This is a genomic window from Phytobacter cepae (genome assembly GCF_054165735.1).
This window is the reverse complement of the sequence record NZ_CM135107.1, coordinates 2,450,039-2,462,683: the sequence shown is the minus strand read 5'-3', so window position 1 is coordinate 2,462,683 and position 12,645 is coordinate 2,450,039. Positions and strand designations below refer to the sequence as shown.

Annotated in this window: 12 protein-coding genes; 4 read left to right on the top strand and 8 right to left on the bottom strand. The window is 53.6% G+C overall.

The window, feature by feature from the left end:
- Window positions 1-22: 22 nt before the first annotated feature.
- Both ACUY4Q_RS11460 and ACUY4Q_RS11455 read left to right on the top strand, forming a co-directional pair.
- Complete coding sequence (locus ACUY4Q_RS11460) at window positions 23-1,405, top strand: glycoside-pentoside-hexuronide (GPH):cation symporter (RefSeq protein ID WP_458047133.1); 1,383 nt, start codon at window positions 23-25, stop codon at window positions 1,403-1,405.
- A gap of 40 nt (window positions 1,406-1,445) precedes the next feature.
- Complete coding sequence (locus tag ACUY4Q_RS11455) at window positions 1,446-3,065, top strand: carbohydrate porin (protein WP_458047132.1); 1,620 nt, start codon at window positions 1,446-1,448, stop codon at window positions 3,063-3,065.
- 620 nt (window positions 3,066-3,685) lie between these two features.
- Here ACUY4Q_RS11455 and pptA read toward each other — a convergent pair.
- The 4 genes from pptA to ACUY4Q_RS11435 are packed head-to-tail and all read right to left on the bottom strand — an operon-like array spanning window position 3,686 to window position 6,165.
- Window positions 3,686-3,916, bottom strand: a complete 231-nt coding sequence (gene pptA / locus ACUY4Q_RS11450) for a tautomerase PptA (protein WP_458047131.1) — start codon at window positions 3,914-3,916, stop codon at window positions 3,686-3,688.
- Window positions 3,917-3,971: 55 nt separating this feature from the next.
- Complete coding sequence (locus tag ACUY4Q_RS11445; protein WP_458047130.1) at window positions 3,972-4,589, bottom strand: glutathione S-transferase family protein; 618 nt, start codon at window positions 4,587-4,589, stop codon at window positions 3,972-3,974.
- Between the two features lie 25 nt (window positions 4,590-4,614).
- Window positions 4,615-5,148 (bottom strand): P-loop NTPase family protein, encoded by a 534-nt coding sequence (locus ACUY4Q_RS11440; RefSeq protein ID WP_458047129.1) that lies wholly within the window; start codon window positions 5,146-5,148, stop codon window positions 4,615-4,617.
- 3 nt (window positions 5,149-5,151) lie between these two features.
- Window positions 5,152-6,165 (bottom strand): LacI family DNA-binding transcriptional regulator, encoded by a 1,014-nt coding sequence (locus tag ACUY4Q_RS11435; RefSeq protein ID WP_458047128.1) that lies wholly within the window; start codon window positions 6,163-6,165, stop codon window positions 5,152-5,154.
- A 323-nt stretch (window positions 6,166-6,488) separates the two neighbouring features.
- Between ACUY4Q_RS11435 and ACUY4Q_RS11430 the strand changes: the two genes are divergently transcribed.
- Both ACUY4Q_RS11430 and ACUY4Q_RS11425 read left to right on the top strand, forming a co-directional pair.
- Window positions 6,489-7,685 carry an L-talarate/galactarate dehydratase gene (locus tag ACUY4Q_RS11430; protein ID WP_458047127.1) on the top strand — a complete coding sequence of 399 codons (1,197 nt, stop codon included), beginning with the start codon at window positions 6,489-6,491 and terminating at the stop codon, window positions 7,683-7,685.
- A gap of 434 nt (window positions 7,686-8,119) precedes the next feature.
- A complete protein-coding gene (locus tag ACUY4Q_RS11425; RefSeq protein ID WP_458047323.1) occupies window positions 8,120-9,430 on the top strand; it encodes an MFS transporter in 1,311 nt (436 codons plus the stop codon).
- Between the two features lie 40 nt (window positions 9,431-9,470).
- Here ACUY4Q_RS11425 and ACUY4Q_RS11420 read toward each other — a convergent pair whose 3' ends face one another.
- Genes ACUY4Q_RS11420 through ACUY4Q_RS24835 form a run of 4 tightly spaced genes read right to left on the bottom strand, consistent with a single transcriptional unit; the run spans window position 9,471 to window position 12,617 of the window.
- On the bottom strand, window positions 9,471-10,247 hold the full coding sequence (locus tag ACUY4Q_RS11420; RefSeq protein WP_458047126.1) for an amino acid ABC transporter ATP-binding protein: 777 nt from the start codon (window positions 10,245-10,247) through the stop codon (window positions 9,471-9,473).
- Window positions 10,231-11,154 carry an amino acid ABC transporter permease gene (locus tag ACUY4Q_RS11415; protein WP_458047125.1) on the bottom strand — a complete coding sequence of 308 codons (924 nt, stop codon included), beginning with the start codon at window positions 11,152-11,154 and terminating at the stop codon, window positions 10,231-10,233. The genes ACUY4Q_RS11420 and ACUY4Q_RS11415 overlap by 17 nt, the downstream gene beginning before the upstream one ends.
- A 10-nt stretch (window positions 11,155-11,164) precedes the next feature.
- Entirely contained in the window at window positions 11,165-11,674 is a 510-nt protein-coding gene (locus tag ACUY4Q_RS11410; protein ID WP_458047124.1) for a GNAT family N-acetyltransferase, read from the bottom strand.
- A 10-nt stretch (window positions 11,675-11,684) separates the two neighbouring features.
- On the bottom strand, window positions 11,685-12,617 hold the full coding sequence (locus ACUY4Q_RS24835; protein WP_505335118.1) for an ABC transporter substrate-binding protein: 933 nt from the start codon (window positions 12,615-12,617) through the stop codon (window positions 11,685-11,687).
- Between the last annotated feature and the right edge of the window lie 28 nt (window positions 12,618-12,645).

Sequence of the window (12,645 nt, the reverse complement as noted above, 5' to 3'; positions counted from 1 at the left end):
AACAATAAGAGTGAGTATTTCTATGGCTGAAATAACATCTAACCTGTGGCGGCAACGCGTTGGCTATGGCATCGCGGACCTGTCCTGTAACCTCGTGTGGCAATTGATTTCACTGTATCTGATGTTTTTCTATACCGATGTAATGGGCCTGCCGGCTTATTACGTTGGCATTATGTTCTTAGTCACTCGCCTGGTTGACGGCGTAGCTGACGTATTAATGGGACTGGTGATTGATAATACAACCACCCGTTGGGGACGCTGCCGTCCTTATTTATTAATCGGCGCAGTACCCTTTGGATTATTGTGTGTACTGGCATTTTATGTGCCCGATTTCGGTACGACTGGAAAATTAATCTATGCATTTTTAACGTATTTGTGTCTGTCGTTTTTATATACCATCGTCAATATTCCATTCTGCGCTATGTTGCCTTTTATCACTAATGACTCAAAGGAACGTACCACCCTTTCTGCGGTCCGTATCTTGTTAGGTTCACTCGGATCGACCATTGTGGCCGTTGCTACCCTGCCGCTGGTGAATGCATTAGGAAAAGGTAATCAGACCCAAGGGTTTTTCTATACCGCCATTGTTTTTGGGGCGATCGCCACCTTCTTCCTGCTGATCAGTTTTCGCAACGTGGAGGAAAAAATCACCATCACTCAGGAGCGCATGACCTTAAAACGCGCCTGGATTGGGCTTAAATCCAATCAACCCTGGTTTGTGTTCGCGGTGAATATTTTCCTGATGTGGGGGGCCTTCTTTTTCCAGACCGGCGCACTGGTCTATTTCTTTCACTACTACGTGGGTAACGTAGAGCTGACGGCGATTGTCGCCGGGATCTCCACCTTCGTCCCGCTGCTGGGAACACTCACGGTGCCCATGCTGGCTTCTCGTATGAAGAAACGTCATGTCTATCTGGTTGCCAGCGCGATTAATCTGGTCGGCATGGGCGTGATGATTGTGGCAGGCGTCAATACGCTGGGGTTAATTATCGGGGCAGTGATTCTGTCACTCGGCGCCGGGCAACGTACTGCCATCTATTTCTCTATGCAGGCTGATCCGGTGGATTACGGCGTCTGGAAAACCGGGATTAACACCGCCGGCATCCTGACCTCCATCAACGGTTTTCTTGGCAAAGTCGCGATGGCTGGCGCAGGCGCAATCACTGGCATTTTACTCTCCACGGGCGGTTATGTTGCCAACCAGAGCCAAAATGCGTCGGCCCTGCTCGCGATTAAGTCCTGCTATCTCTACATCCCGGCCGTGTTGATCGTTGCATCGATGGTATGGATCGGGCGCTTCTACCGCCTCGATGACCATTATGAAGCCATCCGTGCCGATCTTGACGCAGGAAAACAGGCGACCGTCGAAAAACCGTCGCTGCCGGGTGAACGCGCCGCGATGTAACACCCTCACAATAAAAAATCTCTGACTCTTAAGGACTTTTATGCGTATCACTCTGATTAGCGCAGCGGTTTGCTGCGCCCTTTTTGGGGCTAATGCCGTCAATGCGGCAGCCCTCAGCGTTGAACAACGACTGGCGCTTCTGGAATCGCGTTTAAATGACGCGGAGAGTAAAGCGACGGAAGCAAATAACCGTGCTAAAGCCGCGGAACAGCGCACCATCAGCGCCGAAAACCGGGCAAAAAATGCCGAACAGCAATTACAGGCATTGAATGTACGTACTACCGCCAGCGAACAAAAAATGCAGGCAGCGCAGGAAAAAGTGAGCACTCAGAACAGCAAAAGCACCCTCGGTGATGGGGTTGAATTTAATGCCTACGCCCGCTCCGGGATGCTGATTAACGGGCACGGCAAAGGGGCGCGAGGCGGGCCAGGTGTCTCTCCGGCCAGTTCATTAAACGGCGATGCGCACGTTGGGCGTTTGGGCAACGAAAAGGATAACTACCTTGAGCTCAGCCTCGGTAAGAAAATGACCTTTGACGATGGATCATGGGCCCATTTCAAAACCATGATTGCCGATGGGGCGAACAATCCCGACCCGTGGGTGCAGGACAATGACAGCCACCATATTAACGTCCGCCAGCTGTACGTCGAGATGGGGAATTTTGCTGATTTCAGCGGCCCGGCTAAAAATGCCTCAATCTGGGCCGGGAAACGCTTTGATCGGGATAATTTTGATATCCACTTTACCGACAGCGACATCATGTTCCTGGGTGGCACCGGCGGTGGGATCAACGATGTGCAATGGGGCAATAATCTGCGTGGCGATTATTCGGTGTATGCGCGTAATTTCGGTGACTTAGGCAGCGATCGCTACGAAGACAATGACGTGCAGAACGTGATGTTCACCGCGAATCACTTCTACGGCGACCATCTGCAACTGATGCTCACGGGCATGACCGCCCAGGGCAATGACACGCTCAAGGACCGAACATCAACAACCGGGAGTTATGCCCTGCGCAGTGACAACACGGCTAAAAACGGTTATTACGCCATGCTGGCCTGGCATGATAAACAGCAGTTTTATGGCCTGACCAAAGGGGTTTCGGAAACCGCGTTGCAGTACGGCGGTGGGCTGGGGGCGGAGGCCCGTCAGCCGGGTAGCGACGGCGATCTGACAGAAAATGCGCGTTCACTGCGTCTGGCTTCCTACGGTATTGTGCCGTTGGCAACGAACTGGGAACTTGCGCCGTCGGTTATCGCTCAGCATAGTGAAGACCGCTACCGTGATGGCGACCGTTATGATTGGGTAGCCTTCAATCTGCGCGCGTCTCAGGCGCTTACGCGTAATTTCGCCCTGCTTTACGAAGCCTCCTGGCAGTATATGGACCTTGACCCCAATGGACGCAGCTACCGCGCAGACGGTGCGGTGAATACCTACCAGCAGGTGAAAGGCAATTTCTATAAGCTGACCTTCGCGCCAACCTTCAAAGTCGGGGATATTTTCGATATCAAAGCGCGGCCGGAGATCCGTTTCTTTGCAACCTGGATGAACTGGGATAAAAAACTGGACCGTTATGCGGTGAACGATGATTTTGGTAGCAAAGGGTTTACCGCAGGCGGAACCTGGAACTTTGGGGTGCAGACGGAGATTTGGTTCTAAGCGTTGTGTCATGCCGGATGACGGCTAACGCCTTATCCGGCCTACAGATTTTCTCACTCTCCCCATCGGCATTGAGGGCACGTTCACGGGTTCTGGTGTGACAGAAAAGCAAGGAACATAAGGTGAACGGCATGACCATCAGAGCTGCATTTCCCCCTCACCCTAACCCTAACCCTAACCGGAATCCCCAGTAATATTACGTTTTACAGCGATAACACTGCGCAATGAGAACACAACATTCACCGCGATGGCTGGGTCCGGCTGAAAATCGACGAAGCGTATCCGTAAGGCCGGGGCGACGCGCAGGGATGCGCGGCGAGGGCGATTTTACACGGACGTTACCTTCGCCCGTCCCCGATAAGCCTGAAGGCATACGCTGAGTGGACCGCGCAGCGGCGATTTTCCTGGCCGGGAGCCCGGGTCGCCAGGGTGGCGGCGGCGAGCCATCCTGGCACGTTCACGGGTTCTGGCGTGACAGAGAAGCAATGAACATAAGGTGAACGGAATGCCCCTTTAAGCTACATTTCCCCCTCACCCTAACCCTCAAGGGAGAGGGGGCCGATCGTGCTCGCAATTTTGTGGGGATCCCTCAGCCCTCAGATAGAGGGAAGCTATCGCGCTTACATCTCGTAACCCGGTTTTTTAATCAGCGTATCCAGATTCGGGGCAATGTCGGTGTCCCAGACTTCACTTTTCCATGCGTCTGGCTCGACCTGATTCAGGGCGACGCTAATGGAACTCTCTTTGCTGCCCAGGTGGCGGGCAATGGTATCGACAATGTCCGACGCCAGCGCGGATTTTTGCTCCTCGTTCAGGTCACGGGGAAAACATTTGATATCAATATGCGGCATGGTGTGCTCCTTGTATTAGGACTTTCAACCTACCACAGGCAAAAAGTCTCAGTTATCAAATAATGTCGTTATCACGCAGAACTTTATTCAGCTTCGGCACGGCGCAAACGGCATCGGCGATGGCGGAGATATGCGGTGCATTTTCGAAAAACCAGCTGTGGCGGGGCCCCCAGGTACGCATGACGCAAAGATAAATATCCAGCAACGTTAATTGCTCACCAAAAGCATAAGGCGTGGCCTTGAGCTGCTGATCCAACCAGACATATAACCGTTTGCGGTGATGAATAACCTGTTCGCGCAGCTGCTCTGGCGCCTGCGAAACGAAACGCTCAGGGTAATCCGCGTAGGTAAAAGTGGGATAGACATTGGCGACCAGCCAGATGAGTAAACGCCAGAACTGCTGGCGTTCCGGCGTGCCTTGCGGCGGCGCAAGCTCCGGTCGGATATCGAGAATCATTAAAGCGATAGCCGCTGATTCGGTCATGACGCTGCCATCATCAAGTTGCAGCGTGGGCACCTGGCAAAGCGGGTTAAGCCTGAGCAACCGGTCCTGCATGGGACCGGGTTTATCAAACCCTTCAACGTTCTCAAAATGATACGGAACATCTGCCAGGGTTAGCATCAGTTCAGCAATAGCAGAACCCCAGCCGGGCGCGCCATAGACGGTGAGCATAAGACCTTCTCTCTTGCGAATAAACCTACAGTTTAGTCAAACTGGCAAGGAAGGCGTCGGCTTCATGATCGTTAGTGATACGAACGAAACGCAGATGTTTATAGCGGGGATCGGCCATATCAGCCGCGTAGCGGGTGCGGTTCTTGCGCCAGGTTTTGAGCGTCCAGATGATGATGGACTCGCGGCTCAAAAAAGCGCGACGAAAACTTTCCCGGTTGCCGGTATCTGGCCAGAGCTCATTTTGCTGCCAGGCCCGCTTCATGGCGCGCAGTACGCACTGGCGTAAGGTACGCCAGAAACCATAATCGACCCAGACGATGAAATCGACGTCACGCCATTTAATCTCGCGGGTGCGATTGTAATTACCGTCCAGTACCCAGCCGGGGTTGTCCAGCGCCGCGATCAGCAGCGCATTCATCGCTTCGTCACTGCGCCCTTGCCAGTCGGGCAGCCAGTAAAGCTTATCCATTTCGATGTAAGGCACCCCAAGGGTTGCCGCGAGACGGCGGGATAGCGTTGATTTCCCACTGCCGCTGGTACCGATGACATTAATCTTCATGGCTTAAGCAGACTCACGTTCGACAAAATGAAAACCGATGTCCACCACCGCATCCTGCGGGGCAATGCCTTCAATGCGATCTGCCAGCAGCGTTGCGGCGCGTTGGCCGATCGCGTGGCGATCGACACTGATGGTGGTTATAGACGGCCAGGTATCACCGGCAAAATCTAAGTCCCCAAAGCCAATCACCGCCAAATCTTGTGGCACACGCAGTCCGCGAGACTGGGCTTCCACGATAGCCCCCTGCGCCAGCGTATCTGAACTACAGACAATCACATCGTATTCACCCGCCTTGAGCAGGTCGCTGAGCCCCTGGCGACCCGAAACAAAACGGGCCGGTAATGCGACATCAACGGCAGGCGGATTCATAATGCCACTGCGTGCCAGTGCATCCGTTAATCCACTGCGACGCAGGGCGGCGCGGTTATCTACCGTCCAGAGTAAACCCGGCCGACGATAGCCTTTACGCACCAGATACTCGGCCGTCGCCTCCCCCACTTTTTCGTGAGAAAACCCCACCAGCATATCCAGCGGCGTGGGGGTTAAATCCCAGATTTCCACCACCGGCACGCTGGCATTCAGGATCACGCGTTTGAGCTCCGTGGAGTGATGTATGCCAGTGAGCACAATGCCGTCAGGACGACGTGAGAGCAGCGTCGCAACCAGTTCCGCTTCGTTTTCCTGGGTGTAACCCGCCACGCACAGCAGCATATGGTAGCCGCGCTCCGCCAGTTCATCGCTGATGGTCTGAATCGTATCGACAAACATACTGTTGTTAATTTGCGGTACCACCACCGCAATGAGCTTACTGCGACGTGAAGCCAGCCCACCGGCCAGCGCATTGGGGATGTATCCCGTAGCTTTCACCGCCGCCAGCACTTTTTCGACGGTTTTCGGGCGCACAAGCTGTGGCGTGTTGAGTGCACGGCTGACCGTCATTGAAGAGAGACCCGCCGTACGGGCAACGTCTTCAAGAGTGGGCGCGCGAGGCGGAGTGGGACGTGTAGGTTTCGACATGTTGACTCACAACGGCGTGTTTTTGTGACGGGGATTATAGGCGATTTGTTAGATTTATTCGCGCATCACAACTCACCCTTTTGAACCTTGTAAATCAGCGAGTTATATCGAGGTTTTAACGCTAAATGTTATCGCTATCATTATAAAGACGTGTGCGTTAGGCGTGATTCCGAAATGTGATCGGTTTCAGGTTATGGTGCCATTCAAAACTGATTATTGTGATCTATTGTACATTTTGGCAGCAAAATTGTAGCGATGACGTCCTGGCTGGATTACAAATGTTAGCGCAAACATTAATACTATCCCGTCCACAGGAGTTGATCATGACTGTTAGTGCAAATTCTGATGCCGTCACCTACGCCAAAATGCAGGGCGCTAAAACAGCCGCGGAAACCGGCGACCGTATCGAGTGGGTTAAACTTTCCCTTGCCTTCCTGCCACTGGCGACTCCCGTCAGTGATGCCAAAGTACTGACCGGGCGTCAGAAGCCGCTGACGGAAGTGGCGATCATCATCGCCGAGATCCACACGCGCGATGGTTTTGAAGGCGTGGGTTTTAGCTATTCAAAACGCGCGGGTGGTCAGGGCATTTATGCGCATGCGAAAGAGATTGCCGACAACCTGCTGGGCGAAGATCCCAACGATATTGATAAGATTTATACCAAACTGCTGTGGGCGGGTGCGTCCGTTGGCCGTAGCGGCATGGCGGTCCAGGCCATCTCCCCTATCGATATCGCACTGTGGGATATGAAAGCCAAACGCGCAGGTCTGCCGCTGGCAAAACTGCTGGGATCACACCGTGACTCCGTGCAGTGCTACAACACTTCCGGCGGCTTCCTGCATACCCCGTTGGATCAGGTACTGAAGAACGTCGTGATTTCACGTGAGAACGGTATCGGGGGTATCAAAATCAAAGTCGGTCAACCGGATACCAAAGAAGATCTGCGTCGTCTGACGGCAGTACGCGAAGCACTGGGTGATGACTTCCCGCTGATGGTGGACGCAAACCAGCAATGGGACCGTGAAACGGCGATTCGCATGGGTCGTCAGATGGAAAAATTCAATCTTATCTGGATCGAAGAGCCCCTGGATGCATACGATGTCGAAGGCCACGCACAGCTTGCTGCCGCGCTGGACACGCCTATCGCCACCGGTGAGATGCTGACCAGTTTCCGCGAACACGAACAATTGATTCTGGGCAACGCCAGCGACTTCGTTCAGCCTGATGCCCCCCGCGTAGGCGGCATCTCACCGTTCCTGAAAATTATGGATCTCGCGGCGAAACATGGCCGGAAACTGGCCCCGCACTTCGCGATGGAAGTGCATCTGCACTTGTCCGCTGCCTACCCCATTGAGCCCTGGCTGGAGCACTTCGAATGGCTAAATCCGCTGTTCAATGAGCAACTGGAGCTGCGCGACGGTCGTATGTATGTTTCTGACCGCCACGGCCTCGGCTTCAGTATTAGCGAACAGGCGCGCGCCTGGACCCAGCAGAGCTGCGAATTCGGTAAACGCCCTTAACGTTACCAGGCGGGAGCCCTTCCCGCCTGTCTTAATACTCTTTTTATGCATAAAAATGGCGCGTCCTGCGCCACGCTGCTTCGCCATCATGGTTGTACTCCCGACGCGGCAGCGTTTTTTAATTTTTACGATACTCACATGCTTTGTTATCGCAATCATTTTATCGTGAATTTGCTTGCTGAATCACTGCATGTTTATTTGCGTTAAGATTGCACTTTTATCAGCAGTATATGTGATCATTCAAGCATATTGACACTTATAAAGTGGATTCTTTCTGTTGGTTTTAATATAAATGTTAGCGCGAACATAAAATATCAAAAGGAGCTATTAATGCATTCAGGTGCCGCCAGGGGTACTGATATTTAAGCCGAGAGAATACGTAACTTTCCCGTTTAATTATTGCGTCGGGGTTCTCCGTCGCCGAGGAATCGATGATGAGTCATGTTATTAAGCGCACCAATGTGCGCCACGGTATTCTTATTTTCTTATTTCTTGCCACCGTATTTAACTATGCTGACCGCGCAACGCTCTCCGTTGTTGCGCCTATAATGAGTAAAGAATTAGGGTTCGACCCGGAAGCGCTCGGGCTGGCCTTTTCCGCGTTTGGTATCTCCTACGTTATTATGCAAATCCCGGGTGGCTGGCTACTCGACAAATATGGCTCGCGGCTGGTCTATGGCTGCGCGCTGATCGGCTGGTCCTTCGTCACCATGTTCCAGGGCACCATTTATATGTTCGCCAGCCCGTTGATTGTACTGGTGATTTTGCGCCTGCTGATGGGCGCGATTGAAGCCCCTGCCTTCCCCGCAAATAGTCGCCTGAGCGTACAGTGGTTCCCGAATAAAGAGCGTGGATTTGTGACAGCGGTGTATCAGGCGGCGCAGTATATTTCACTCGGTATCGTTACGCCGTTAATGACGTTGATTCTGCATAATATGAGCTGGCACTACGTCTTTTATTATATTGGCGCTATCGGTGTGGTGCTGGGCATTGTCTGGCTGGCAAAAATTCGCGATCCCTTACAGCACAAAAAAATTAATCAACAGGAGTTAGACTATATTCGTGAAGGAGGTGGTGAACCCACTCTTGGCAGTGCAAGCAAAAAAGAAAAAATCACCTTTGCGCAAATTAAAAGCGTCTGCGTTAACCGCATGATGATCGGCGTTTATATTGGTCAGTTCTGTGTCACCTCTATAACCTGGTTCTTCCTGACCTGGTTCCCGACCTATTTATACCAGGCAAAAGGCATGTCGATTTTGAAAGTCGGTTTTATTGCCAGTATTCCGGCTATTGCCGGGTTTATTGGCGGTCTGATGGGCGGGGTCTTCTCTGACTGGTTATTAAAACGCGGGTACAGCCTCACTACGGCGCGTAAATTGCCCGTTATCTGCGGCATGCTGCTCTCCTGCGTGATTGTGGTGGCTAACTATACCCGCTCTGAAGTGGTCGTCATTGCTGCCATGAGCCTGGCATTTTTCGCCAAAGGATTCGGCAATCTAGGCTGGTGCGTGCTGAGCGACACTTCGCCAAAAGAGATGCTGGGCGTGGCCGGAGGCGTCTTTAATATGTGCGGCAATCTGGCAAGTATTATCACGCCGCTGGTTATCGGGGTGATTCTTTCCCAGACCCAATCCTTTGATTACGCTATTTTGTACGTGGGCTCTATGGGGTTAATTGGTCTGTTCTCCTACCTGTTCATTGTGGGTTCGCTGGAACGTATTCAGTTAACGCCGTCTGCGGCCTGAGAGTAAAAACGCGGCTTCGCAGTGCGAGGCCGCGGTCTCATTACGACAATACCTTCGACAGGAACTGGCGGGTTCGCGGATGCTGAGGGTGATTGAGCACCGCGTCGCTGTCGCCCTGCTCGACAATTTTCCCGTCAACCATAAACACCACCTGATCGGCCACTTCTCTGGCAAAACCAATCTCATGGGTGACGACCACCAGGGTGGTACCGGAACGGGCGAGCTTTTTAATCACGTCGAGCACCTCACCGACCAGTTCAGGATCCAGCGCAGAGGTGGGCTCATCGAACAACATGACCCTGGGCCGCAGCGCCAGCGCGCGGGCAATGGCGATGCGCTGCTGCTGTCCACCGGACAAATGCCGAGACCACGCATCCGCTTTATTACGCAGGCCCACTACGTCAAGCAGCTGGTACGCCCTGTCGATCGCCTCTTTGCGGCTCAATTGTTTGTGGGCGATCGGCGCTTCGATAAGGTTTTCCAGCACGGTCAAATGCGGAAACAGATTAAAGTTCTGGAACACGTAGCCAACATTAACCCGTTGGCGAAGGATTTCCTTCTCCTTCAGCTCATACAGTTTGTCACCTTTGAGGCGATAGCCGATGTAGTCGCCGTCAATCTGAATAAAGCCTTCATCAACGCGTTCAAGGTGATTGATAGCGCGCAGTAAGGTCGATTTACCCGAGCCGGAGGGGCCGAGTATCACCGTCACTGAACCGGGCGGGATCTCAAGCGACACCTCATCCAGCGCTTTGTGGCGCACGAAATATTTGCTGACGCTGGTAATGGAAATATGACCGTTAGGGGATGCTGGCATGGACAGGCTCCTGAGTGGGGGCCACGCGGGCTGGTGCGACGGCACGGGTGCGATTCGTATTGACGGCGGAACGGCGTTCGCTGCGCGCCAGTGAGCGTTCAACCAGATACTGAATTACCGACAGCACACTGGTGATAACGAGATACCACACCGCCCCCACCATCAGCAGCGGAATGACCTCCTGGGTTCGGTTGTAGATCATCTGAATGGTATAGAACAACTCCGGCATCGCCAGCACATAAACCATCGCGGTTCCCTTGGCGAGGCTGATAATTTCATTGAAGCCGGAGGGCAGAATAGTACGCAGCGCCTGTGGCAGGATAATGCGTAGCGTGCGGCGGGAGGCGGGCAGCCCCAGCGCGGCGGCCGCTTCGTATTGCCCATGATCTACGCCGAGAAAACCACCGCGAATGATCTCCGCAGTGTAGGCGCTTTGCACCAGCGTCAGTCCGACCACGGCTGTGGAAAATTGCCCCAGCACATTCACCGTTTCGAAGCTTGCCCACTGGATTGCCGTAAAGGGAATGCCAACCGACAAGGTGTCGTAGAGATAGGAGAAGTTATAGAGAATAATCAGCACCACAATCAGCGGCAATGAACGAAAAAGCCAGATATACCCCCACGCAAGGCTGCTCAGCAGCCACGATGAAGACAACCGTGCTAACGCCAGCAGCCCGCCAAGTATCACGCTTAGCAGCGTCCCCAGTAATGTCAGCAGTAACGTTTGCCCCAGTCCCTCCAGGATCACGGGTTCAAAGAACCAACGGGCAAAGACGCTCCACTCCCAACGCGGGTTAAACGCCACCGATTGAACAACAATTGCCAGCACCAGTAAGGCAAGTACCGCACCGATAATGCGCAGCGGGTAGCGCGCCGGAACGACTTTAATGTTTTCGCGCGATGTCATGATGATTCCTTCAGGCAGATTTACTCAGGTTGTCGACCGACAGCGATTTGGTAAAACGCAAGCGGCCATCAAACGGCGGCTGGCTGTACTCTTCCGGGTCGCGGTTGAGATCGAACTGCGCCTCATAGCCCTGGCTGAGATAAAGCCGCACCGCTTCCGGCTGACGAAAGCCCGTGGTCAGAAAAATGCGCCGGTAACCTGCGAGGATCGCCCGACGTTCAAGTTCGGCCACCACGCGGGCTGCAAGCCCCTGTTGACGTAAACCCGGCTTCGTCCAGATGCGCTTAATCTCGGCGGTATTTTCATCAAAAGGTTTGTACGCCCCGGTGGCGATAATCTCGCCATCACGCTCCAGCACCACAAACAACCCGTGCGGAGCCAGAAACCATTCCGGCAATTCCACCTCGGCATCTTTAGAAAAGTAATCCCCGTACCGGGCTGCATATTCCCCAAACAGCCCGGTGATAATGGGCTGCAGTTCGGGCGCCTCCGGGGAGATATCACGAAATCGTTCGCTCATCTGCGTCTCCTTAATCACCGAGTCCGGCGGGATTAATTTCAGAGGCCGCAATGCGTTCCGCCCCCTCACCCCAGCGGTTCAGCACTTTGTCGTAATCACCGTTTTTGATGACGCCGTTCAGTGCAGCCTGCACAGGTTCGACCAGACCACTGCCCTTTTTCAGGGTGACGGCAATGTGCGCCGCTTTTGGCCAGCCACCGTCCACGCTACCGACCAGACGTGTCTTATTGGTGAGCGCGGCTTTCCATGCGCCTATCACATTCGGGCCAAAGAAAGCATCTGCCCGACCCGACTGAATCGCCAGGGTTTGGGCGGCATCGTCTTTGGTGTACACCGGCGTAAAGGGTTTAAGCCCTTTCTTCTCGTTCTCCGCATTCCACGCGAGCAGGATCGATTCCTGGTTGGTGCCGGAACCGACAATAATGCGCAACCCAGCAATGTCTTCAGCTTTCTCAATGGCTTTGATTTTACTGGTGGATTTCACGTAAAAGCCGAGGGAGTCTTTGCGGTAGGTGGCGAAGTCAAACTTCTCTTTGCGCTCTTTGGTCACCGTGACGTTGCTGATGGCCGCATCGTATTTGCCGGAGGTCACCCCCAGCGGCCAGTCCTCCCAGGAGGTTGGCACCACATTAAGCTCCAGCCCGAGGCTGTCGGCCACCAGGCGGGCAATATCCACTTCACTGCCGAGCAGCGTTTTGTTGTCATCGGAAAACACGGTCAGTGGCGGCGAATTTAAGGCAGCCACCGCCACCGTAAACTTGCCCGGTACCGCCAGATGGAGATCTTTTGGCAGTTTCGCAATCGCATCCGGGTTACGCGCGGTATGGATCGGCGTTTTGTTGGCTTCAAGGCTCACGCCCGTGCCATTAATATTGACGTCATTGGCCCAGGCAAACGGCGTTAGTGCAAGGGATAAAGCCAGGATCAGTGCGGATTTCTGCATAGCGTTTTCTCTTTATTATTGTGCGATA